The 22,649-nt window shown below is 72.5% G+C and carries 18 protein-coding genes; 4 read left to right on the plus strand and 14 right to left on the minus strand.

The annotated features are described in order from the left end of the window. Positions 1–13 precede the first annotated feature (13 nt). A complete protein-coding gene (locus ACIHEJ_RS04325) occupies positions 14–2,905 on the plus strand; it encodes an ATP-binding protein (protein WP_400132088.1) in 2,892 nt (963 codons plus the stop codon). Between the two features lie 22 nt (positions 2,906–2,927). Here ACIHEJ_RS04325 and ACIHEJ_RS04330 read toward each other — a convergent pair whose 3' ends face one another. The 7 genes from ACIHEJ_RS04330 to ACIHEJ_RS04360 all read right to left on the minus strand — a co-directional run bounded on the left by ACIHEJ_RS04330 (position 2,928) and on the right by ACIHEJ_RS04360 (position 12,420). After that, positions 2,928–4,478 carry an acyl-CoA synthetase gene (locus ACIHEJ_RS04330; RefSeq protein ID WP_400132090.1) on the minus strand — a complete coding sequence of 517 codons (1,551 nt, stop codon included), beginning with the start codon at positions 4,476–4,478 and terminating at the stop codon, positions 2,928–2,930. Then, positions 4,475–5,587 carry an NAD(P)H-dependent flavin oxidoreductase gene (locus ACIHEJ_RS04335; protein ID WP_400132092.1) on the minus strand — a complete coding sequence of 371 codons (1,113 nt, stop codon included), beginning with the start codon at positions 5,585–5,587 and terminating at the stop codon, positions 4,475–4,477. Before ACIHEJ_RS04335 ends, ACIHEJ_RS04330 begins: the two co-directional genes overlap by 4 nt. Positions 5,588–5,666: 79 nt before the next feature. Beyond that, the gene (locus tag ACIHEJ_RS04340; protein WP_400132094.1) at positions 5,667–7,232 is read right to left on the minus strand and encodes a phytoene desaturase family protein; all 1,566 of its coding nucleotides are present in this window, start codon (positions 7,230–7,232) and stop codon (positions 5,667–5,669) included. A gap of 121 nt (positions 7,233–7,353) precedes the next feature. Continuing rightward, positions 7,354–7,635 (minus strand): hypothetical protein, encoded by a 282-nt coding sequence (locus ACIHEJ_RS04345; protein ID WP_400132096.1) that lies wholly within the window; start codon positions 7,633–7,635, stop codon positions 7,354–7,356. 9 nt (positions 7,636–7,644) lie between these two features. Beyond that, on the minus strand, positions 7,645–8,982 hold the full coding sequence (locus ACIHEJ_RS04350) for a S8 family serine peptidase (protein WP_400132098.1): 1,338 nt from the start codon (positions 8,980–8,982) through the stop codon (positions 7,645–7,647). Between the two features lie 239 nt (positions 8,983–9,221). Then, positions 9,222–11,420, minus strand: coding sequence for a tetratricopeptide repeat protein (locus ACIHEJ_RS04355; RefSeq protein WP_400132100.1), 2,199 nt, complete (start codon positions 11,418–11,420; stop codon positions 9,222–9,224). A gap of 133 nt (positions 11,421–11,553) precedes the next feature. Continuing rightward, complete coding sequence (locus tag ACIHEJ_RS04360; protein WP_400132102.1) at positions 11,554–12,420, minus strand: oxygenase MpaB family protein; 867 nt, start codon at positions 12,418–12,420, stop codon at positions 11,554–11,556. 219 nt (positions 12,421–12,639) lie between these two features. Here ACIHEJ_RS04360 and ACIHEJ_RS04365 point away from each other — a divergent pair, with 219 nt between their 5' ends. From ACIHEJ_RS04365 to ACIHEJ_RS04375, 3 genes are all read left to right on the plus strand, one after another. Then, positions 12,640–13,848, plus strand: coding sequence for a phosphatidylserine/phosphatidylglycerophosphate/cardiolipin synthase family protein (locus ACIHEJ_RS04365; RefSeq protein WP_400132104.1), 1,209 nt, complete (start codon positions 12,640–12,642; stop codon positions 13,846–13,848). Positions 13,849–13,935: 87 nt separating this feature from the next. After that, positions 13,936–14,823, plus strand: a complete 888-nt coding sequence (locus tag ACIHEJ_RS04370; RefSeq protein WP_400132106.1) for a YihY/virulence factor BrkB family protein — start codon at positions 13,936–13,938, stop codon at positions 14,821–14,823. 80 nt (positions 14,824–14,903) lie between these two features. Further along, positions 14,904–15,422, plus strand: a complete 519-nt coding sequence (locus ACIHEJ_RS04375; RefSeq protein WP_400132837.1) for a MarR family winged helix-turn-helix transcriptional regulator — start codon at positions 14,904–14,906, stop codon at positions 15,420–15,422. 31 nt (positions 15,423–15,453) lie between these two features. On the opposite strand, the gene ACIHEJ_RS04380 is transcribed toward ACIHEJ_RS04375, so the two are convergent. From ACIHEJ_RS04380 to ACIHEJ_RS04410, 7 genes are all read right to left on the minus strand, one after another. Then, positions 15,454–16,617 carry a PP2C family protein-serine/threonine phosphatase gene (locus tag ACIHEJ_RS04380; RefSeq protein WP_400132839.1) on the minus strand — a complete coding sequence of 388 codons (1,164 nt, stop codon included), beginning with the start codon at positions 16,615–16,617 and terminating at the stop codon, positions 15,454–15,456. Positions 16,618–16,658: 41 nt separating this feature from the next. Continuing rightward, positions 16,659–18,374: a PP2C family protein-serine/threonine phosphatase gene (locus ACIHEJ_RS04385; RefSeq protein ID WP_400132841.1), complete on the minus strand. Its 1,716-nt coding sequence runs from the start codon at positions 18,372–18,374 to the stop codon at positions 16,659–16,661. Positions 18,375–18,427: 53 nt separating this feature from the next. Further along, the gene (locus ACIHEJ_RS04390) at positions 18,428–19,477 is read right to left on the minus strand and encodes a SpoIIE family protein phosphatase (protein ID WP_400132108.1); all 1,050 of its coding nucleotides are present in this window, start codon (positions 19,475–19,477) and stop codon (positions 18,428–18,430) included. Further along, complete coding sequence (locus ACIHEJ_RS04395) at positions 19,474–19,923, minus strand: anti-sigma regulatory factor (RefSeq protein WP_400132109.1); 450 nt, start codon at positions 19,921–19,923, stop codon at positions 19,474–19,476. The genes ACIHEJ_RS04390 and ACIHEJ_RS04395 overlap by 4 nt, the downstream gene beginning before the upstream one ends. After that, positions 19,920–20,330, minus strand: coding sequence for an STAS domain-containing protein (locus tag ACIHEJ_RS04400; RefSeq protein ID WP_400132111.1), 411 nt, complete (start codon positions 20,328–20,330; stop codon positions 19,920–19,922). The genes ACIHEJ_RS04395 and ACIHEJ_RS04400 overlap by 4 nt, the downstream gene beginning before the upstream one ends. Then, positions 20,327–21,220: an STAS domain-containing protein gene (locus ACIHEJ_RS04405; RefSeq protein ID WP_400132113.1), complete on the minus strand. Its 894-nt coding sequence runs from the start codon at positions 21,218–21,220 to the stop codon at positions 20,327–20,329. Before ACIHEJ_RS04405 ends, ACIHEJ_RS04400 begins: the two co-directional genes overlap by 4 nt. 135 nt (positions 21,221–21,355) lie before the next feature. Further along, entirely contained in the window at positions 21,356–22,504 is a 1,149-nt protein-coding gene (locus ACIHEJ_RS04410; RefSeq protein ID WP_400132115.1) for a PP2C family protein-serine/threonine phosphatase, read from the minus strand. Positions 22,505–22,649 lie beyond the last annotated feature (145 nt).

Below are 22,649 nucleotides of genomic sequence, written 5' to 3' on the forward strand. Positions count from 1 at the left end.
GGCGGTACGGCACATGGCGACGGAGCCGCGGCACCCGGTCACGGAGCAACGGACGTTGATCGAGCGCCGACAGGAACTCCAGGCTCTCGACGCCGCGTTCCGGGAGCTGCGACGCGCCGCGGACGGTGTGCCGCGAGCGAGGCGCAGGGGTCTGGTCGCCTTCAGCGGGCCGGCCGGACTGGGCAAGACGGCGCTCATCATGGAAGCACGTGACCGGGCCGCGGCCGCCGGATTCACCGTGCTGTCGGGCAGAGGCGGGGAGAAGGAACAGGGGTCGGCGTTCCGGGTGGTGCGCCAGGTGGTGCAACCCTCCCTGGCCAGGATGGAGGGGTCGGAACTCCGCGCGTTCCTGGGGGGTTGGTACGACGTCATGGCCGCCGTGCTCGGTCTCGAAGCGAGGGGTCCCGCCCCCGCACCGGACCCGACCGGGGTCCGCGAGGGTCTCGACTGGGTCATGACGCGTCTCACCATGAAGAAGGCGCCCGTCGTCCTGTTCCTGGACGACCTGCACTGGGCGGACGCCGAATCCCTGAGCTGGTTCCTTTCCTTCGCGTCCCGGGTCGATGACCTTCCCCTGCTGGTCGTGGTCGCCTACCGGCCCGACGAGCTGCCTCCCGAGGCGGACGAACTCCGCGCCCTCGTCGGACGGCACGGGGACCGCCCGCACGACCTGGCGCATCTCACCGCCGAGGGCGTGGCGCGGATCATCAGGAACGAAGTCGGTGCGGCGGCGCAGGACGTGTTCTGCAAGGAGTGCTGGTCGGCCACCGGCGGAAACCCCTTCGAGACGGTGGAGCTCGCCATCGGGCTCGCCGAGCGCGGACTGAGCGGCACCGAGGGCGACCTGCCCGCGATGCGTGAGCTCGCCGCGGCGATCAAGGGCCCCGGGCTGATCGAGCGGCTGGAACGGCTCGGCACCGCGACCGTTCGCTTCGCGCACACCGCGGCCGTGCTGGGTTCGCCCTTCTCACCTCAGCTCGCCGCGACCATCGCGGTGCTCGGCGACGAGGCCGCCGCCGAGGCGATCCAGCAGCTGCGCGCGGCCCGGATCCTTTCCGAGGGGCACGGCGCCGAGGGTGAGCTCGAGTTCGTTCACCCACTGATCGCCACGACGATCTACCGGTCCATCCGCACCGGTTTCCGTGCCGGTCTGCACAACGCGGCCGCGGAGGCCGTCCTCACCGCGGGGTACGGCCCCACCGCCGCCGCCCGGCATCTGCTGGAGGTGCCCTGCGAGGGCAGCCCCGAGACGGTCGCCTGTCTGCGCGAGGCCGCTCGCGAGTACCTGCGCGCCGGGGCCACCGAGGCTGCCCGGCGGCTGCTGACGCGCGCGCTGCAGGAGCCGCCCCTGCCCGAGGACCGGGCCGCGGTGCTGCACGAACTCGCACGCGCCACCTTCCTGATCGAGCCCACGGCCACGGTGCGGTATCTCCGCGAGGCGCTGGCGGAGCCCGACGTCGACCCCGATCTGCGTGCCTCCGTCGTCTACCGGCTGACCACGGCGCTGGCCCACACCGACCGGATGGCCGAGGCCGTGGCCGTGGCCGCGGAAGAGGCGAAGCAGGCCACGAATCCGCGCGTCAAGCTGCGGATGCAGGCGGACCAGTTCGTCTGGAGCACGATGCGCGCCGACGATCCCGACTCGCCCGCCCGATCCCGCAGGCTGGCGCGTCTCGCCGGCCGGCTGCCCGGTCGCAGCCTGGAGGAGCGCTTCATCCTGGGACTGCGGGCCTGGGACGCCGTCCTGCGCGGCGAACCGCGGCAGACCGCTCTGGCGTACGCCGAGAAGTCCCTGCGCGGCGGCATGAGCTGGACCGACGAGAACCGGGGCTTCGAGGTACCCCTTTCGGTCGCGCTGGTGTTCATGTACGGGGACCAGCCGCGGCGGGCCGAGGAGTTGTTCGAGAAAGGGATCGCCGAGTGCGCGGGCAAGGGCTGGCACGGTTCGCATCTGGCCTTCGGCCAGACCATCGCCGGCTACGTCCGCTACCACCGCGGCTGCCTGGCGGAAGCCGAGGACCTGGTCCGGGAAGGGCTGCGCATCGCCGACAAGGTGGACGGGGTCGTGGCTGCCCAGTGGTACGGCGTCAGCGTCCTGATCGAGACACTGCTGGCCCGTGGCCGCGTCGCCGAGGCGCGCGCACTCGCCGACGAGCACCACTTCGGTGACATGACGCCGAACGCCGTCATCTACCCGGACCCGCGCACCGTGTACGCGGAACTGCTGCTGGCGGAGGGACGCCGTGCCGAGGCGGTGCCGCTGCTGTCCTCGGTCGGAGAGTGGCTGGACAAACGGGGCTGGCGGAACCCGGCATGGTGCCCGTGGCAGCTGCACCTCGCCTCCGCCCTCGCCCCCACGGACCCGGACCGGGCGGTCGGCCACGCCCGGGACGCCGTGAAGCGCGCCCGGGACTTCGGCGCCGCCTCCGCCGTCGGCCAGGCCCTGCACACGCTCGCCGAGGTGACCGGCGGGCCGGCGGCGCTCGACCTGTACGCGGAGGCCGTCGACCACCTGGAACAGTCGCCCGCCGCCTACGAACTCGCCCGCGCCCAGATCGGCCACGGCGCCGCCCTGTCCCGCGACGGGCGGCTGCAGGAGGCCGCCGACCGGCTCTACCGCGGCCTGGAAGGCGCGGTCCACTGCGGGGCGGAGGCACTCGCCGCCCGGGCCAGGGCGGAGCTCTCCGCGTCCGGGATGCGTCCGTTGCCGCTGCGGTACGCGCAGGCGGACACGCTCACCGCCCAGGAGCGCCGCACCGCCGAACTGACGGTGCAAGGACACTCCGCGGCCGTGGTCGCCAAGGAACTGCACCTCACCGAGCAAGGCGTGCGGCATCTGCTGTCCAGCGTCTACCGCAAGATCGGCACCGACGCCGCCGGCCTCGCCGGGTTCCTGGGGGCGTGAACCGGCGCCGCCGCGTGGGAGGTCACACCGCCCGCGTCCGGCCTTCCCAGTAGGGGTCCCGCAGCCGTCGCTTGTACAGCTTGCCGTTGGGGTCGCGGGGCATCTCGGCGATGAAGTCGACGCTCCTGGGCCGTTTGTACCCGGCGAGCCGCTCGGTGCAGTGGTCGAGGAGGGCCCTGGCCAGGGCCGGGCCCGGCTCGTGGCCGGCGGCAGGTTCGACGACGGCCTTGACCTCCTCGCCCCAGTCGTCGTGCGGGATGCCGAAAGCGGCGGCGTCGGCGACGGCCGGGTGGGAGAGGAGCACGGACTCGATCTCGGCCGGGTAGATGTTGACCCCGCCGGAGATGATCATGTCGATCTTGCGGTCGCGGAGGAAGAGGTAACCGTCCTCGTCCAGGTAGCCGAGGTCCCCGACGGTGAAGAAGTCACCGATGCGGTTCTTGCGGGTCTTGGCCTCGTCCTTGTGGTACGAGAAGCCGCCGGTGCTCATCTTCATGTAGACGGTGCCCAGTTGCCCGGGCGGGAGCCGGTTGCCGTCGTCGTCGAAGACCGCGAGCTCGCTGATCGGCCAGGCCTTGCCGACCGTGCCGGGCTTCTTCAGCCAGTCCTCGGCGGTGGCGAAGGCGCCGCCGCCCTCGCTGGCCGCGTAGTACTCCTCCACGCAGTGCCCCCACCAGTCGATCATGGCCCGCTTCACGTGGTCCGGGCAGGGGGCGGCGCCGTGGATGGCGTGCCGCATGGCGGAGACGTCGTAACGGTCCTTCACCTCCGCCGGGAGGGCGAGCAGGCGGTGGAACTGGGTGGGCACCATGTGGGTGTGCGTGCACCGGTGGGTGTCGATGAGGCGGAGCATCTCCTCGGGGGTCCACTTGTCCATCAGCACCAGGCGGTGGCCGATGTGCAGGGACGCGCCCGCGAACTGCAGCACCGCCGTGTGGTAGAGCGGCGAGCAGACGAGGTGGACGTTGTCGTCGAACGGCCTGATGCCGAAGATGCCGAGGAAGCCGCCCAGGTAGGACTCCTCGGGAGCCTTGCCGGGCAGCGGTCGGCAGATGCCGCGCGGGCGTCCGGTCGTACCGGAGGTGTAGTTCATGACCCAGCCGAGTTCGCGGCCGGCGGGCGCGGACTCCGGTTGTCCGTCGAGGAGTCGGGCGTACGGGCGGAAGCCGTCGACCTCGCCGACCGCGTACCGGTGGGTGGCGGCCAGGCCCGCCTCGTCGGCGGCGGCGTGTGCGGCACCGGCGTACCACTCGTGGGCGATGAGCACCTTGGCACCGGAGTCGGCGACGATCCAGGCGATCTCGGGGCCGACGAGGTGGTGGTTGACGGGTACCAGGTACAGCCCGGCCTGGGTGGCGGCCAGGTAGGCGGTGAGGAACTCGACGCCGTTGGGCAGGACGACGGCGAAGGCGTCGCCGCGCTCCAGGCCGGCCGCGCGCAGCCCGTGGACGAGCCGGTTGGCTGCGCCGTGCAGACGGCCGGCGGTCCACTCCTCGCCGTCGGGAGCGACGAGGACGGTGCGGTCGGGGTGCCGGGCGGCCTGGGCCCAGAAACCTGCGGGGGGTGTGCTCACGACTGGCCGCTCCTTCCGGCGATGCGGTTGATGCGGTCCACGGCCCGCTCGAAGCCGCGGGTGAGGTCGTCGACGACGGCCTGGACGCTGCGTTCGCTGCTCATCCGGCCGACGATCTGGCCGACGGGCGTGCCGAGCAGCGGTTCGACCTCGTACTTCTGGATGCGGGAGACCGCCTCGGCGACCAGCAGGCCCTGCAGCGGCATCGGCAGGGTGCCGGGTCCGGCCGGGTCGTCCCAGGCGTCGGTCCACTCGGTGCGGAGCTGGCGGGCGGGCTTGCCCGTGAGGGCGCGGGAGCGGACGGTGTCACCGGACTGCGCGGCGAGGAGTTTGCGGGTCAGGGCGGCCGAGTGCAGATCGGCCTCTGTGGTGGTCAGCCATATGGATCCCAGCCACACACCTTGAGCGCCGAGTGTGAGGGCGGCGGCCACCTGCTGTCCGCTGCCGATGCCGCCGGCCGCCAGGACGGGCAGCGGATCGACGGCCTCCACGACCTCGGGCGTGAGCACCATGGTGGCGATCTCCCCGGTGTGGCCGCCGGCCTCATAGCCCTGTGCGACGACGATGTCGATGCCGGCTTCCCGGTGCTTGCGGGCGTGCCGTGCGCTGCCCGCGAGAGCGGCCACCAGGACGCCCTGTCCGTGGGCACGGGCGACGACGTCGGCGGGCGGGGAGCCGAGGGCGTTGGCCAGGAGCCGGATCGGGTGGTCGAAGGCGACGTCGAGCTGGGTACGGGCGACCTGCTCCATCCAGCCGGTGATGCGCCACCCGGACGCCTCGCCCTCGGCCAGCTCGGGGACGCCGTACCGTGCGAGGGTCTCGCGCACGAACTGCCGGTGCTCCTCGGGGATCATGACCTCGACGTCCGCCTCGCTGACGCCCTCCACCTTCTTCGCGGGCATGACCACGTCCAGCCCGTAGGGCCTTCCCCCGGTGTGCGCGTCGAGCCAGTCGAGGTCGCGTTCGAGGTCGTCGGGGGCGGTGTAACGGACCGCGCCGAGCACCCCGAGACCGCCGGCCCGGCTGATGGCCGCGGCGACGGCGGGGAACGGCGTGAAGCCGAAGACGGCGTGCTCGACTCCCAGGCGCTTGCTCAGCTCCGTCTGCATGGGCGCAGGATGCCGCAGCCGTCCTGCCGAGGGAAGACCTTTTCTGACGTTCCGTCAGATTCTTTGGTGCGAGCCGGTGTCACGCGGTCGCCTCCAGGACGGCCATCGCCGCGTTGTGCCCCGGCACCCCGCTCACCCCTCCCCCGCGCACGGCTCCCGCACCGCACAGCAGCACGTTCGCGTGCCCCGTCTCCACGCCCCAGCGGCCGGTCCCCGCCTGCGCGTAGGGCCAGGACAGGGCCCGGTGGAAGATGTTGCCGCCGGGCAGCCGAAGGTCCCGTTCGAGGTCGAGCGGGGTCTTCGCCTCGATGCAGGGACGGCCGTCGGCGTCGGTGGCGAGACAGTCGCCGAGTGGTTCGGCGAGGTGGGCGTCGAGCTGGGCCAGGGTCGACTTCAGCAGCTCCTCGCGGACGCCGTCGTTGTCCCGGTCGAACAGCCGGGCCGGGGTGTGCAGACCGAACAGGGTGAGCGTCTGGTAGCCGCGCTCGGCGAGTTCGGGGGCGAGGATGGTGGGGTCGGTCAGGGAGTGGCAGTAGATCTCCGAGGGCGGGGTGGCGGGGAGTTCCCCGGCCGCGGCCTGGGCGTGGGCGGCGGCGAGCTGGTCGTAGCCCTCGGCGATGTGGAAGGTGCCGGCGAAGGCCTCGCGCGGGTCGGCGGCGGGGTCGCGCAGTGCGGGCAGCCGCTCGAGCAGCATGTTGACCTTGAGCTGGGCGCCCTCGGCCGGCTCGGGCGCCGGGTCGCCGGTGAGGGCGGCCAGTTCCTGCGGGGAGGCGTTCACCAGGACGTGCCGGGCGGCGGCGACTCCCTCGCCGTCCGCCGTGCGGTAGGTGACCTCGGCCCGGTGTCCGTCGGTGTCGATCCGGACCGCCTCGTGCCCGGTGGCGACGACCGCGCCGGCGGAGCGGGCCGCAGCGGCGAGGGCGTCGGTCAGGGCGCCCATGCCGCCGACGGGCACGTCCCAGGCGCCGGTGCCGCCGCCGATGACGTGGTAGAGGAAGCAGCGGTTCTGGGCCAGTTCGGGGTCGTGGGCGTCGGCGAAGGTGCCGATGAGGGCGTCGGTGAGGACGACGCCCCGGACCAGGTCGTCGCGGAAGTTCTCCTCGACGGCGACGCCGATCGGCTCCTCGAACAGTGTGCGCCAGGCGGTCTCGTCGTCGATGCGGCGGCGCAGTTCGTCGCGGGTGGGCAGGGGCTCGGTGAGGGTCGGGAAGACCCGCTGGGCGACCTGGCCGGTCATGCCGTAGAAGCGCTCCCAGGCCGCGTACTCGCGTTCCGAGCCGGTCAGCCGGGCGAAGGCCTCCCGGGTGCGCTGCTCACCGCCCCCGACCAGCAGCCCGGTGGGCCGCCCGGCCCGCTCCACGGGCGTGTACGAGGAGATGGTGCGGGAGCGGATCCGGAAGTCCAGCCCGAGATCGCGCACGATCTTCTGCGGCAGCAGGCTGACCAGGTAGGAGTAGCGCGAGAGGCGGGCGTCGACACCGGCGAACGGGCGGGTGGAGACGGCGGCGCCGCCCGTGTGGTCGAGCCGCTCCAGCACCAGCACGGAGCGGCCGGCCCGAGCCAGGTAGGCGGCGGCGACGAGGCCGTTATGGCCACCGCCGACGATGACGGCGTCGTACGCGCGGGATCCCTCGTTGGCAGACATGGTTCTTCGTAACACAAGATGATCCCGTTCGGCGAGGGCGCGTTCCGGCGGTCCGCGGCCCCGTCGGGCAGCCGGCGGGCACGTGCCGTGGGCCGGTCCCCGCCGGCCCACGGCACGTCGTTCACCGTCCGCCGTCGTCGCTCCCGGGCCCCGACCGCGGTGGCCCGTAGGGCTCGATGGGCGGATTGGCGTAGGGGCCCGACACGCCCGGACCGCCGGTGATGCGCGCGGCCGCTTCCTCACTGACCAGCAGGGCGTACAGGCCCTGGGCCGGATCCACGGGCACGAGACCGTACGCCTCGTCGACCTCGTCGGAGGTGAGCCCGTACCGGCGCAGGGCGTCCGTCAGTGTCGCCCCGGCGGGCAGGGTGACCGTGACGAGGACGGTGGGGCCCTGGGTCATGGCTTCTCCTCAGCGATGACGGCCGTTCTTCCTGCGGCGGCGCACCGCCTCGACGATGGCGGCCGCGTCAATCGTGCCGTACCCGTAGTCGAAGTCGAAGCCGGCCATCCCGAGGTCGTCCGCCGTACGGCGCAGCAGCACGCGCAGTTCGGCCGGGGACAGCTCGGCGACGGGGAGCTGGGAGCGCACCGCGGCCACCACGCCGGCCGCCACGGGGCAGGCCGCCGAGGTCCCGCTGTCGGGCTCGTCCGGCCCGAAGGCCTTCGATCCCGCGAAGTGGGTGTACGTGCAGACGTCCGGCTTGCGTCGGCTGAGCCGGCCCGGCCCCTGGGAGGAGTAGCCCACGCGGGCGCCGCGGAGGTCGACGCCGCCGATGGAGAGCACGCTGGGGTGCGAGTTGGCCCCGTTGATGGACCGGTCGGGCCAGGCACAGCGGACGTCGGGACACTCCCGTCCGCAGTTGCCGGCGGCGAAGAGAACGTCCGCGCCGGCCTCCACCAGGGCGCTGACGGCCAGGTTGAAGGGGTGGGCGGGGTTGTCGGAGTAGTTGCCCGGGTGGCCCGGCGGGAAGTCCCCGCGCGGGTCGAAGGAGCCCCAGCTGTTGCTGACCACCAGCGCGCGCTTGTCCTGCGGCATCGCGTCCAGGACGGTCCGCAGGTGGGCGAAGGCCTTTACGGCGTCCGTGAGCAGCGCGAGCAGGGGCTTCGGGCGCAGGATGGGGAGGTCCAGGAGCGTGGCCCTGGGGGCGGTGATCCTCGTGTCGAAGGCGCACATCGACCCGTGGTCGACCGGGAAGCGGCCGAAGCTGCCGGTGACCCCGTCCGGCTTCCAGCTGCGGGCCTCGTCGACGGTCACGTCCTGCCCGAGGACCTCGGTCACGTGGGCGACGTTGATGCCCGTGTCGAGGATGGCGAGGGCGACGCCTTCGCCGTCCATGCCCTCCGACTTCAGGTGGTCGGTCAGCTTGCTCCGGATGTCGTGCCAGTCCCCGACCGGGCCGTCGCCGCCGCAGGTGGGCAGCGTCTCGATGACCGGGTCGGAGAAGATGCCGACGACGTCCCGGCGGGCCGCGGACAGCATCGCGTAGCGGCTGGCCACGTCGTAGTCCTGGATCTCACCGCGTACGAGGACACCGGCGTGCTGCGGAGCCATCGAGTAGGTGACGGCCTCCAGCGACAAGGGGTCGGCCCCCGGTGCCGCGGGTTGCGGCCGGGGCACCGCCACCGGCTCGAATTGAGGGTCGAGGGCGATTCCGGGCAGCTCACCGGCGATCTCGGTGACGGTGGTGGTCACGCTCGGGTCGATGACGGCTGCGACGACATCGGGCTCCGGGCGCAATTGGATCATGACACGCACGCTTGGCTCCAAACGCTGTGCGGGCGGCGGCACGGATCCACGGGTCCGGCGCGGGCGCCGCCTCGGCGAAAGGTGGATCCCGCCGGTGGCCGAGGCCGGTCACCGGGTTCGTTCCACCGGGGACTGCGGTCACCCTCTCAGGGCGGCGACGGCCGACGGCACCGCCAAACAGGCGAAATACCAATGGCACATGCCAAAGGCAGCTCGGCGGCGGTCGGGACGACCCGGTGTCACCGCCCGCCGAACGCGTGCCGGCCGCGGATCACCGCGACCCTGCGGTACAGCTCGCCGGCCTCGGTGTCCCGGCCGAGGCGCTCCAGGCAGTGCGCCTCGTCCCCGCGTCCGGCCAGGGTGTCGGGGTGCTCCGGCCCGAGGAGTTGTTCGCGGGTGGCGGTGATCCGCCGGTACTCCGTGAGGGCCTGTGCCCAGCGGCCGAGCCAGCCCAGGGCGACCGCGACCTCGCGACGGCTGACGAGGGTGTCCGGGTGGCCGGGGCCGAGGAGGTGCTCGCGCAGCACGCACACCTCGCGGGCCTCGGCCAGGGCCTCCTCCCAGCGGCCGAGCCGGCCCAGGTTGACGCCGAGGCCGTGCCGGGCGCGCAGCGTCTCCGGGTGGGTGGCGCCCTGGACGCGGGTGCGGTCCTCGATCAGCTCGCGGTACAGGCTCAGGGCGTCCGCGCTGCGGCCCAGGCGGCCGAGGCTGAGGGCGGTCTCGTAACGGGCGGCGAGGGTGTCGGGATGGTCGGCGCCGAGGACCCGCGCTCTGGCCGCGGCGATCTCGCGGTAGCCGCGCAGGGCCTCCTCCCAGCGGCCCGACTGGCCCTGGGCGTAGGCGGCCTCGCAGCGGGAGACCAGAGTGTCGGGGTGGTCCGGGCCGAGCACGCGGGCCCGGGCCGCGGCCACGTCCAGGGCCGTGCGCAGGGCCTCGTCCGGGCGGCCCAGCCTGCCGAGGGTGCAGGCGACGTTGTGCCGGCAGCGCAGGGTGTCCGGGTGGTCGGGGCCCATGGCGCGCACCCGGGCGGCCAGCACCGCGGTGTACACCTGGTGCGCCTCGAAGTGGCGGCCGAGCCGGCCCAGGACGTAGCCGGTCTCCTGGCGGGCGGCGAGTGTGTCGGGATGGTCGGCGCCGAGGACTCGTGCTCTGGCCTCGGCGACCTCCGTGAAGGCGGGCAGTGCCTCGGCGGCGCGTCCGGCGCGGACCAGGGCGAAGGCCGCCTGGTAGCGGCCGGTCAGGGTCTCGGGGTGGTCCGGGCCGAGGAGCGCGGCCCGTTCGGCGGCCACGGCCCGGTGTATCTCGCCCGCCTCCGCCCAGCGGCCGAGCCGGGCCAGCCGGACGCCCTCGCCGTACCGTGCGGCGAGGGCGGCGAGTGCCTGGGGCGGTGGTTCGGACGGCAGCGCCACCGCCGTACCGGCCGGACGGGTCGCCCACCGGCCGGTCAGGGCCGCGCCGGGATCGGGGGGCAGGGCGCCGAGCCCGGCACCGACCGCCTTGTGGCCGGTGGCCATACCGCGGGTCCAGGACGGCAGGCGGCCGGCCCGCGGCCGGTCCGGGGGCGGGACGGCCGGGACGGGGACGTGAGCCGCCCGGCCGGTGTGGATGCGGCGGACCAGTTCCCGGGCGTCGTGGGGCCGTTCCTCGGGTCGTTTGGCCAGCAGGTCGAGGATGATCCGGTCGAGCGGGGCGGGGAGATCCGGGCGCCGCTCGCGCGGGGGGCGGGGCGGGGTGTCGCGGTGGCCGATGAGGATCGACCACGGATCGTCCAGGTCGAACGGCGGTGCCCCGGTGGCGATCTCGTAGAGCACACAGCCGAGCGAGTACAGGTCGCTGCGCTCGTCGACCTCGCCCGCGCCGATCTGTTCCGGGGACATGTAGTGCGGGGTGCCCAGCGCGATGCCGGTGCCGGTCAACCGGGCGGTGAAGCCGATGTCGTGGCCGAGGCGGGCGATGCCGAAGTCGCAGATCTTCACGGTCCCGTCGGTCAGCCGCACGATGTTGGCGGGCTTCAGGTCCCGGTGGACGATGCCCTGCCGATGGGTGTGGGCGAGGGCGGCGGCGACCTGCCCGGCGATGTCGACGACGTCGTCCACGGGCAGCGGATGCCCCTTGTTCTCCTCCAGCAGCCGGCTCAGGTCACGGCCCTCGAGGAGCTCCATGACCAGGTACGGCACCCCGTCGGACTCGCCGAAGTCGTGCACGACGGTGACCCCGCGGTGCGAGAGCGCGGCAGCGACCCTGGCCTCGCGCCGGAACCGCTCGCGCAGCACCCGGCCGGCCGACGGATCGTGGTACGGCCCGAGCGGCTTGAGGCACTTCACCGCGACCTGCCGGCCCAGGGACTCGTCCCGGGCCCGCCACACCTCGCCCATACCGCCGCGCCCGATCAGGTCGAGCAGCCGGTACCGGCCCTGAACCAGCCTGTTCTCCCCCATAGCGATCCGTCGCCCCCGTCGCCGTCCGCCCCGCCCCGCCCCACGCCGAGGGAGCCGTCGCCCGACCGCACCCGGCCGCGTCACGGCACGGTCCGATCCGCGACAGACCCCCCTGCTCGTCCAGTATGGCGGCCTATCGTCCAAGTTTGTACGGTGCCGGACGCGCCTGGGGGCCGAGCCTCGCCATGGCGCGCAGGATGTGTTTGGGCGGGAGCTGCCAGCGCAGGCGTGCGGGAACACACCGCAGCAGGGCGCCCGTGGACCGCAGCCGCCGCGTGACGACGGCAGGTGGGGGGGCGGGTCTGCCGTACAGCTCATGGGCGTACGGCGGCAGCGCGGCGTACGCCAACTGCGCCACGCGCCGCCACAGCACCTCGCGCACCGGTACGAGGAGGGGGTGCGCCGGCGGGCGGAGGAGGAAGTCGTCCACCGCGCGTGCCTCGGGGCCCGCGGCCAGCTCGGGGCGCACGCGCGCGAAGTAGGCGGCCAGTTCCGCGCGGCTGCCCGGCACGGTCGTCGGATCGAGTCCCACCAGACGGGCGCCGACGCGGTGTTCGGCGATGTAGCGGTCGGCCTGGGCGTCGGTGAGAGGAAAGCCCGAGCGGCGCAGGACGTGCAGATAGGAGTCGATCTCGGCGCAGTGCACCCACAGCAGCAGCCCGGGCTCGTCCACCCCGTACCGCTCACCGGTGTCCGGGTCGGTCGCGGTCAGCATGCTGTGGATCTTCCGTACGCGGGCGCCGGCGCGCTCGGCGGCCTCGGTGGTGCCGTACGTCGTGGTGCCGACGAAGTTCGCGGTACGCATGAGCCGGCCCCAGGCGTCGCGGCGAAAGTCGGAGTTCTGCATGACCCCGCGGACCGCGCGCGGGTGCAGGGCCTGCAGGTAGAGCGCGCGGACGCCGGCGACCCACATCATCGGGTCGCCGTGCATCTGCCAGGTCACGGAGCCCGGCGTGAACAGCCCGGGGTCGCCCGCGCCCGCAGATGTGACCACAGCCATCGGTTGTCACCTCGTTTCACCCCCGACCTGTGGTCCCTGCCCGGATCGCCCAGGGGTCATTCACTCGAAGGGGTGGTCGTCCCACTCGTACGGCCCGCATCCGAGCCGTGGGCGCCGGCAGACGGCTGGAGTGATGCGGTGCCGGCCGGGCATGTGCTTCTTCGGGCTCGTCCGGCAGCCCTCGACGCTCTGTCCGTATGGCCCCCTGGGAGAGTTGGCGTGATACTCGACGGCATTCCGGCGCCCCCTGCTCGCGAGAGCGCGCCTGACGCGGCGGCGCGCAAACAGCGCCTGCGCCGCCGCCTGGAGCGGCTGATCGGCGTGGCCGCGACCGAAGGCAACGAACTGACACCCCTGCGCAACGGTGACGAGATCTTCCCCGCGATGCTCGAGACGATCCGCACGGCTCGGCACACCATCGACATGATGACGTTCGTGTACTGGCGGGGCCGGATCGCCCACGACTTCGCCGTCGCCCTCGCCGAACGCGCCCGCGCCGGAGTCCGGGTGCGGCTGCTGCTCGACGGCTTCGGCGCCAAGGAGATCGAGCAGCGCCTGCTGGACGTCATGAGCACCGCGGGCGTACAGGTGGCCTGGTTCCGCAAACCCGTGTGGCTGTCTCCGTTCAAACAGAACCACCGCTGTCACCGCAAGGCCCTCGTCGTCGACGAGCACACCGCCTTCACCGGCGGCGTGGGCATCGCGGAGGAATGGTGCGGTGACGCCCGCAATCCCGCCGAGTGGCGGGACACCCACGTCCGGGTGCGGGGTCCCGCCGTGGACGGCATCGCGGCCGCGTTCGCGCAGAACTGGGCCGAGTGCCACGAGGAACTCTTCGACGACCGTGACCGCTTCGCGGAACACCCGCAGGCGGGCTCGTCGGTGGTGCAGGTCGTCCGCGGCTCGGCGAGCATCGGCTGGCAGGACATGCAGACCCTGATCCGGGTCATGCTCACTTCTGCCGAGGAACGCTTCCGGCTGGCCACTGCCTACTTCGCCCCCGACTCCTACTTCATCGACCTGCTGTGCGAGACCGCGGGTCGCGGGGTCCGTGTCGAGATCCTGCTACCCGGCCCGCACACCGACCAGCGCGCCTGTCAGCTCGCCGGTCAGCACCGCTACACCCGTCTGTTGCAGGCCGGTGTGCACATCCGCCAGTATCAGCCGACCATGATGCACGCCAAGATCATCACCGTGGACTCGGTCGCCGCTCTCATCGGATCCACCAATTTCAACCGCCGGTCCATGGACCACGACGAAGAGGTCATGCTCGCCGTCCTGGACGAGGAGTTCACCGCCGCGCTCGACCGCGACTACGACGCGGACCTGGAGCGCAGCGTCTCCATCGACCCCGCTCGCTGGAGACGACGGGCCGTGCTGCAACGCGTCAAGGAGGCCTCGGTCACCCCGATCCGGCGCTTCCTGTAGGCCGACCGGAAACCCCAGCAGGACGACGGCGACCCACCGGAGAATTCGGGAAGCCGTCCGAGCACCGGAGGTGAGGACATCCGCCTCGTGGAGGATGCCGACGGCCGGACGGCCCGGTGGTGGGCGGCGCTGCGCCGGACGCCGATCGCCGTATGGGACGACGACGTCACGGACTGGGCCGCCGCGCTGACGTACTACGCGGTACTGGCCCTGTTCCCCCTGCTGCTCGTGCTCCTCTCGGTCCTGGGGCTCACCGTGCCCACGGCCAAGCCGGAGGTCATCGACCGCATGTCGCAGGCCGCCCCGGTCGCGTCCCGCGCTATGCTGCGCAGCACCCTGCGGCAGATGGCCGGACAGTCGTCAACGGCATGGACGCTGGTCTTTCTCGGAGGTTCGGCAGCCCTGTGGTCAGGATGCAGCTATCTGAGCGTCTTTCGCCGGGCGTTGCACGCCATGCATCGCGTCGATGCGCACCGGCCGGTCTGGCGGACCGCTCCGCGCATCATCGCCACGGCCCTCTTCCTGATCAGCCTTCTCCTGACGTCCACCGTGGCGTTGTTCCTCACCGGCGGCCTGACCCGGCGTCTGAGCCGGGCGCTGAACTGGGGTACCGGGCCGCAGACGGCTTGGGACACGCTGCGGTGGCCGGTCGCGGCCGCGGTCGCCGTCGCCCTGGTGCTCGTCCTCTACCGTTCGGGCCCCGTGTCCTCCCGACCCGTGGGCAGGATGGCGCCGGGCGGCACACTGGCGGTCGTGCTCCTTCTGACCGTCTCACTCGGAATGGCCGTCTACACCTCCCACGTCGGCACCTATCACCGTCTGTACGGTTCACTCGCCGGCGTCGTGGTCTTCCTGATCTGGCTGTGGCTGTCCAACCTGGCCCTCCTCGTCGGCGCCCAGTTCAACGCAGAGCTGGCGAAGCCCGCTCGGGGAGAAGGAGCCGGTCACCCGGTACCCGCGGCGGACCGCCCCTGACTCCGGGCGGGGGTGCTTGGCGCGGTCGGGTGGTCGTGCCACACGAACACTGCTTGAGCTCCGGTTCCCCGGGTAGGGCGATGGAATATGGGTTGTTCCCGCACCACCCGGATCTCACGGAAAGTGATGAGCTCGTGACTCTTCCCGGCAGCGCCGACGGCCGCGCCGAGGGGTCGGGGGATCCGAGCGTCGGCGCGCACGAGATCGCCGATGCCGTGGAGCGTCTTGCGACCCTGTGGTCCGTGGCCGCGCAGGAGGCGGCTGTGCGGTTGTCGCCCCACCAGCTGCGGGCGCTTCGGGCCGTCGAGGCGGCACCGGAGGTGAACCTCACGGGCCTGGCGGACCGCCTGGACATAGGGCTGCCCACCGCCAGCCGTCTCTGTGACCGGCTGGAGGCGGCGGGGTTGCTGGAACGGGCCCTGCACCCGCGCAACCGCCGTGAGGTGCTGCTGACGCTCACCGGCCAGGGGCGCCGTGTTCTGAAAGACGTGGCGCATCGACGTGCCCGGGCCCTGGCCGAGGTGCTGGCGGCCATGGCACCGGCGGAGCGATCGGCCCTGATCCATGGCATGAAGGCCTTCCTCCGCGCACCGGACTGAGCGTCCTCCCGCCTCCGGAGCCGACACGGAGTCAGCGGCTCCGCCGGCCGGCCCGGGTCGTCCCGGCATCGCGCCCGGTCCAGTCCAGGCAGACGACGGCGGCGTCGGAGACGAGTCCTTCGTCGCCGACGTGCTCGATCAGCCCCGCGACGACCGAGCGTGCCGTCTCGTGCGGCGAGCTCTGCCGGGTCGCCCCGAGGATCTGGCGCAGCACGCCTTCACCGAACACCTCTCCGGTCGCCGACCGGGTGCCGTGGACACCGGTGCTCATGACGACGAGGCGGTCGCCCGCTTCGACCTGGAAGGTCTGCTCCTCGTACAGGGTCTCCTCGAACATGCCGAGCGGCAGCTGGGCCCGGAGTTCGATGCGTTCGATCGTGGCATCGCGCTGGCGGTAGACCTGTGGGGAGCCCGCGTCCACGGCGCAGACCCTGCCGCTGTCGAGGTCGAAGCGCAACAGCAGGGTGGAGGCGTACAGCTTGCCCCCGTACTGGGAGAAGACGGCCTGGTCGGCGAGGCACGCCTGGTCCGCGAGGCCGATGCCGGCGCGACGGGCGTTGCGCAGCGCGCCGACGGCGAGGCTGGTGAGCAGGGAGGCTTCGATGCCCTGGCCCATTCCGTCGGTGACGGTGAGGGTGACGTGGTCGGCGCCCGTGGACCAGTCGTAGTTGTCACCGCCGATGGCGTAGGCCGGCTCCAGGTGAGCACCGATGACGTATTCGTCGCGGGCGCAGCCCCGGCCCGGAAGCAGCTGCCACTGCATCTCGGCGGCAAGAGTGAGACGACGGGTGCGGCGAGCCATGAGGTACAGGTCGGTGTCCCGGCCGGCCGTGACGACCTCATGGCCCAGCGCGGTGGCGAAGTCGCAGAGTCGGAGCACCGTGCCCGGCTCGGCCGAGGTGGCGGGCACCCGGACGGAGAGCACTCCCAGGCGGTCCCCGCGGACGGACATGGGCAGGTGCACCAGCTGCGTGGCCGGGTCGGAGGTGACTTCCACCACTGGTTTCTGAGTCGTGAAGGCGGTACCGGCGGGGCCGTCGTGCGCGGAGACCGGATCTCCGGTGTGCGGCAGATGCGTGACGGGTTGCAGGGTCGTCAGGCCGTAGTCGGCGAGGAGGAGCGTCACCTCCCGGGCGCCGAACCGCTCCGCCAGCAGACGGCCGGCGGTGGCCACCAGGGCGTGCGGCGGAACCATGCGCAGCTGGGCTTCCGCGGACGGGGCCCGGTCCGAGGCATTCACGGCATCTCCATCTTCTCCCCCTGTGACCGCCACGCTATCGCGATCGGCTCCTGGTGCGGAGTGGTCGGCCCAGCCGTGCGGCAGAGCAGGAGACAGACGTCGTCGTCGCGTTCGTGGTCGTGCAGGAGGGGCGCGAGCAACGACTCGGCGCACCCGTCCAGGTCCTCCAGCTCGGATTCTGCGAGTGCGGCCAGGGTCCTGCCGAGCAGCTCGACGCCCGGGTCGATGCCGTGAGCTCGCCGCTCCACCAGACCGTCGGTGTACAGGACGAGCGTGGAGCCGGGCGGCAGTTCGGCCGTGTGGTCCTCGTACTCGAAATCGAGGGGCACCCCCAGCATGACGCCGGGTCGGGTGTCCAGCACGCGCACGGAACCACCGGGCGTCCTGACCACGGCGGGAGGGTGCCCGGCGGCAGCCCATACGACGTGCGGGTCGCCGGGCCGGAAGCGGGCGACCACGGCGGTCGCGTACAGATTCGGCTGCTGGTGGCGGAGCATGCGGTGCAGGCGGGTGAGGATGCGGGCCGGGCTGTCGTCCTCGATGGCGTAGGCGCGCAGGGCCGTGCGCAGCTGCCCCATGAGGACGGCGGCGCGCAGGCCGTGCCCGGTGACGTCGCCCACCACGGTCAGCAGGCTGCCGTCGGGGTGGGTGAAGGCGTCGTACCAGTCGCCTCCTATGTTGAGTCCGCGGGTGGCAGGGAGGTAGCGGGCCGCGAGGCGCAGGCCTTCGCTGGCGGGCAGGTCGGTGAGCTGGGCCCGCTGCAGGGCTTCGGCGGTGTCCCGGTGCTGTTCGTAACGGCGGGCGTTGTCCAGGGCGATGGCGGTCCGGCGGGCCAGTTCGACCAGCATCACACTGGTGTCCTCGTCGAAGCGGTCGCCGGGCGCGGTCAGGGTCAGCACGCCCGCGGTGCGGCGCACGGTGAGGGGAATGCACAGCAGCGGCCGGTCCGGGGACAGCGCGGAGGGCGGGAGGTCGTCGACGCCCGGCAGTGCGCCGGGGCGCGGCCCGGCGTGCTGGGGACGGTCGAGGCGGGCGGCCGCGACCGCCGCGGCGGAGTGTGCGCCGCTCGTGCCTGCGGGTTCGTCGAAGAGCCAGACGTCGACCTGGCTCGCGTACGCGGGGACGAGCAACCCGGGAAGACATCGCAGGATGTCCTCCTGGTCGAGAGACGCGGTCACGACCGCGCTGGCGTCGCCGAGGAAGGTCAGCAGGCGTCGGGCCTTGTCGGCCTCGCCGCGGGCGGCTCGTTCGGCGTCGAGCAGGTCGCGCTGGGTTCGCGCGGCAGCGTCCAGTTCGGCATGCAGGGCCAGCACGCCCTGGTTGGTCTGGTGCAACTCCTCACGGTGCAGACGGAGCTGTCTCTCGGTCTCGTCCAGCCGCCGCAGGATCGGCGCGGTCTCCTCGTCCGCCGACAGAACCGCTTCCGCGTGACCGACGTGGTCCGGGCCCGGACGGGGCAGGTCCCGCGTGGCAGGGCCGGGGCAGGAGACGGCCAGCCGCCAGGTCGGTGTCCGGCACGGCTCGGGTGCGAGGGGCCTGCCGACGGCCTGCACCCGCACGGTCCCGTCGGACGCGGACGGCAGAACGGTGAGCGTGAGTTCCGCACCCCCCTGGGCGAGATCCTCGCGCAGGCGCGCCGTGAGCGCCGTGAGGAAACGGGTCCGTTCGAGCGCGGGCACGCCGAGGGCGGCCGTGAGGCACGCCGCGAGCATCCGCGCGCGGACGGCCTCGGTGACAGAGGTGACATCGCGGACGTCCGGCGCCCTCACGGGCGCCGGGCCGCTTCGCCGCAGGCCAGGACGGCTACGCAGGTGTCATCGCGTACGGGGCTGGCGGCGCTGCTCGCGTCCCTGAGGATGGCCGCCGCGACCACCGCCGGGTCGTGGGTGGGCAGGTGGGGATCGTCGGGCGGCACCCACCGGCCGGGCAGCCCGTCGCTGTGCAGGACCAGCAGGCTCCCTGGGCTCCAGGGCAGGCGGCGGACCGGTACGGTCGCCGGGAACTGGGCTCCGACGATGCCGGGGTGGGAGATCAGGTGTTCCCATGTGCCGGCGGTGTGCAGCCGGGCACCTATGTTGCCGACGCCCGCGAACGCGAGTTCTCCGGTGTCCGTGTCCAGCTGGGCCACGGCGGCCGCCGCCCCGCGGGTGGGTCGCAGTGCCGGGTGCATCCGACGCAGGATCTCCGCGGGTGGCAGATGTCCGACGCGGTGCAGTTCGTCGACCGCGGCGCCGGACGCGTGCGCGGCCTTGGCGCCGTGGCCCAGGCCGTCGGCGAGGAGCAGGGTCAGCAGTGAGCCGGATCGCACGCAGCTCCACGCGTCACCGGAGCGCTCGGCCCGGCCGAGTGGCACGTTGATACCGCCGGCACGGCAGGCCGGCCCGGTCTCCTCGCGGGCGACGGCGCCCTGGTCGACACGGGCCACCGCTACGGTGCCTCGTTGGGTGCTGTACAGGCCGAACGCGCTGGAGATGCGCCGGCAGGTGCCCAGACCGGCACCGAGTGACGCCTCGCTGGTCGTGTAGCCGTCACGCATGGCCGCGGTGACATCCCGGATGCCGGGGCCGTGGTCGAGGGAGACGAGTTGCACCGCCGGACCGTGGGCGCCCGCTCCCCGGCGCTCGACGAGGTCGATCACCAGGCGGCCCCCACCGGCGTGCTTGAGCAGGTTGGTCGCCAGTTCGGTGGCCACCAGCGCGGCGACCGCGGTGCGGTGGGCGTCCAGGCGAGCCAGGGCGCCGGCCTCCTCGGTCGCCACCCGCACGTCCCGCACCCGGGTCGAGTCGTGCACCGGGATGTCCCAGACGCGCGTCATCGGGGCCCCGCAGGAGCGCCGGGCGTCCCGGTGGCCCAAGCGGTGACGGTCACGACCGTGCCCCGTCCGGGCTCGGAGTCGATGGCGAACTCGTCCATCAGCCGCTTGGCTCCGCTCAGGCCCAGTCCCAGGCCGCCCCCGGTGGTGTAGCCGTCGGACATCGCCAGCTCGACGTCGCGGATGCCGGGGCCGGTGTCCGCGAAGACCAGTTGGACCCCCCGCATCGGGCCATCGGTGACTGGAGTGATCTCCGCTTGCCCTCCACCGCCGTGGACCAGCGTGTTCCGGGCCAGCTCGCTGGCCGCGGTGACCAGTTTCGTCTGCTGCACGAGTCCGAATCCCAGTTCGGCCGCGAGCCGCCGCACCTGGTGCCGGACCCATGCGAGATCCGCGTCCGAGCCGATGGGCAGGCTGGTCGTGGCGGCGAGTTCGGAAGCCGGTGTCACGTACACCCCTCACGTCCGCCCGGCGCGGCGGAAGGGCCACGGCGGAGCAGCTCAAGAGCACGTTCGACATCGAGCGCGGTCACCAGGCCGGGCAGGGTCAGGCCCAGCTCGACCAGGGTGATCGCCACGGCCGGCCGCATCCCGCACAGGACGGTACGGGCGGCCAGCAGGCGGGCGGCGGCCGTGATCTCGGCGATGACCCGTCCCAGGAACGAGTCGACGATCTCCACGCCGGAGACGTCGATGACCACGCCGGTCGCCGCGCTGCGGGCGACGCGGTGGGTGATGTCCTGCTGGAGCCGCTCGGCCATGCCGTCGTGCAGTTCCCCCTGCAGGGTGACCAGCAGGATGCCCTCCAGGGCCAGGATCGGCACCGTCGCCGGGTCGCCCGGGCGGGGGACGGTCATCGCGGGTTCACACCGGCCGTACGGTGTGTGACCTCTGTGCCCTGCCGGTCGAGCGCGTGGGCCAGGGCGTCGGACAGCGAGGTGCGCGTGAGCACCGAACTCAGGTCGATGCCCAGGTGCACGATGGTCTGCGCGATGGCCGGGCGGATGCCGGAGACTATGCACTCCGCGCCCATCAGCCGGGCCGCGGCGACCGTCTTCATCAGGTGCTGTGCGACGAGCGAGTCGACCGTGGGCACGCCGGTGATGTCGAGGATCGCGAAGCGGGCCCGCTGCTCCACGATGGCCTGCAGCAGCGACTCCATGACCACCTGGCTGCGGGCGCTGTCCAGCGTGCCGATCAGGGGCACCGCGACGATGCCGTCCCACAGGCTGATCACAGGAGTGGCCACCTCGAGCAACTGCTGCCGCTGCCGCGCTATGACTTCCTCGCCGGCGCTGACGGTCGTCTCCATGATCACCAGACGCAGGGTTCCCATGAGCACGGTCAGAGCCAGCAGCACATCCTGTGCCTCAGGACCGGCCGGACCGGAGTTCTCCTCGCGCAACAGCCCGGTGACCGCCACCCGCAGGCAGGCGGCCTCCTCCGTGATCTGGGCCGGGCTGAACCCCCCGCGGGAACGGGAGGCGGCCATACGCCCCAACTGCTCCCGCGCGGAGTCGAACCCCGGGGCCGCGACGTCCTCCAGCCGCCCACTCGACGCCACCTCGGACAGTGCGTCCACCACGGTCTTGCACGCCTCGACGGCCTCGTCACGGGAGACGGTGAAGACGGTACGGAACAGAGGCGTGTCCGCCCATCGCTGGGCGATCTGTTCGCGTCGGCGTTCCAGGAAAAGCCCCAGCTCCCGCGCCGCCGGCTCGGCCGTTGCCTGCTCCGACACCTGCATCGTCTCCTTCGAGAACAGGCTGCTGCGCCACGACCGGCACAACCTCGCCAATTATTGCCACATGACAAGCATTACTTCCGCCGGCACCGAGGAAACGACACAGCATCGACACATACGCGGCCGGCGATCGACGACTCAGCGTCCGCGCCAGTCCAGACAGAGGACCAGGGCGTCGTCCTTCGGGAGGGACTGCCCCCTGTGGCCGGTCAGCTCTCGCAGAATGGCACGTGGCACCTCGGCGGCCGGCAGCAGACGCGTGGACATGATCGCCCGAGCCAGGGCGGCGTCCCCGTACGCCTCTCCGCCGGGCGAGGCTACCTCGTAGACCCCGTCGCTGACGAAGACGAGCCGGTCCCCGGGCTCGACCTGGAAGTCCTGAGCCGTGTAGTCGGTCTCTTCGAACATGCCCAGCGGGAGCTGCGCCTCGAAGGTGACGCGCTCGACCACGCCGTCCCGCAGCCGCAGCAGCTGCGGGGAGCCGGCGTCCACCAGCTTCGCCCTGCCCGTCGCGAGTTCGAAGTCGAGCATCAGCACCGAGAGGTAGCAGCGCCCCTGGTAGTGGGCGTACACCGCCTGATCCGCCAGGGCGGCCTGGTCGTCGATGGCGATGCCGGCGCGCCGGGCGTTGCGCAGGGCGTTGATGGCGAGGTTCGTCAGCAGGGAGGCTTCGATGCCCTCCCCCATGCCGTTGGTGACGTAGAGCGTGAGGCGGTCCCCCGTGGCGGACCAGTCGAAGTTGTCACCGTAGATCGCGTACGCCGGCTCCAGCTGCGCGCCGAGTTCGTACTCCGGGCGGGAGCAGGCGCGGCCGGGCAGGAGCTGCCACTGCATCTCGGCGGCCAGGGTCAGCCGGTCCTTGCGCCTCGCCTGCAGGTACAGGTCGGTGTCGCGCTCGGCCACGACCACCTCGTGTGCGAGCACTTCGGCGATGTCCGCGAGCTCACCCAGCAGGTCCCGCGCCCCCTCCTCGTCCGGCAGGGCGACCGTCAGCACGCCCAGCCGGTCCCCGCGGACCGTGACCGGCAGGTGGACGTGCACGGCACCGCCGTCGACGTCCTCCACGAACGGCTCCTGGGAGCCGAACGCACGGCCGGCAGGGCTGTTGTGCACCGAGACCGGAGCCGCGGTCAGGGGCAGCACCGACACCGGCTGCAGGACGGTGAGGCCGTAGTCGGCCAGATAGAGCTCGACGGCCTGCGCCGCGTACTCCTGGACGAGCACATGACGCACAGCGTCGAGCAACTCGTGGGGGGCCGCCGTGCGCAGGGCGCGCTCAGCGGTCACAAATCTGTTCACGATCGTAAATACACCAATCCTTCGACGGACACACACGAACCTCGCTCAGGCGACGAGGCCACCCGATCCGAGCCGCACCGGCCGCCCCATCCCTTGCCGCTCCCGGCACCTAGTACGCTGGCGATCGTCCAAG

The sequence above is a fragment of the Streptomyces sp. NPDC052301 genome (genome assembly GCF_044593395.1).
GTDB lineage: Bacteria > Actinomycetota > Actinomycetes > Streptomycetales > Streptomycetaceae > Streptomyces.

Excerpts from the sequence above, each read along its gene's own strand:
- ACIHEJ_RS04325 (WP_400132088.1), top strand. The coding sequence starts at position 14 with ATGGCGACGGAGCCGCGGCACCCGGTCACGGAGCAACGGACGTTGATC.
- ACIHEJ_RS04335 (WP_400132092.1), bottom strand. The coding sequence starts at position 5,587 with ATGCAGACGGAGCTGAGCAAGCGCCTGGGAGTCGAGCACGCCGTCTTC.
- ACIHEJ_RS04340 (WP_400132094.1), bottom strand. The coding sequence starts at position 7,232 with ATGTCTGCCAACGAGGGATCCCGCGCGTACGACGCCGTCATCGTCGGC.
- ACIHEJ_RS04345 (WP_400132096.1), bottom strand. The coding sequence starts at position 7,635 with ATGACCCAGGGCCCCACCGTCCTCGTCACGGTCACCCTGCCCGCCGGG.
- ACIHEJ_RS04350 (WP_400132098.1), bottom strand. The coding sequence starts at position 8,982 with ATGATCCAATTGCGCCCGGAGCCCGATGTCGTCGCAGCCGTCATCGAC.
- ACIHEJ_RS04355 (WP_400132100.1), bottom strand. The coding sequence starts at position 11,420 with ATGGGGGAGAACAGGCTGGTTCAGGGCCGGTACCGGCTGCTCGACCTG.
- ACIHEJ_RS04360 (WP_400132102.1), bottom strand. The coding sequence starts at position 12,420 with ATGGCTGTGGTCACATCTGCGGGCGCGGGCGACCCCGGGCTGTTCACG.
- ACIHEJ_RS04375 (WP_400132837.1), top strand. The coding sequence starts at position 14,904 with ATGGAATATGGGTTGTTCCCGCACCACCCGGATCTCACGGAAAGTGAT.
- ACIHEJ_RS04380 (WP_400132839.1), bottom strand. The coding sequence starts at position 16,617 with ATGGTTCCGCCGCACGCCCTGGTGGCCACCGCCGGCCGTCTGCTGGCG.
- ACIHEJ_RS04385 (WP_400132841.1), bottom strand. The coding sequence starts at position 18,374 with ATGCTCGCGGCGTGCCTCACGGCCGCCCTCGGCGTGCCCGCGCTCGAA.
- ACIHEJ_RS04390 (WP_400132108.1), bottom strand. The coding sequence starts at position 19,477 with ATGACGCGCGTCTGGGACATCCCGGTGCACGACTCGACCCGGGTGCGG.
- ACIHEJ_RS04400 (WP_400132111.1), bottom strand. The coding sequence starts at position 20,330 with ATGACCGTCCCCCGCCCGGGCGACCCGGCGACGGTGCCGATCCTGGCC.
- ACIHEJ_RS04405 (WP_400132113.1), bottom strand. The coding sequence starts at position 21,220 with ATGCAGGTGTCGGAGCAGGCAACGGCCGAGCCGGCGGCGCGGGAGCTG.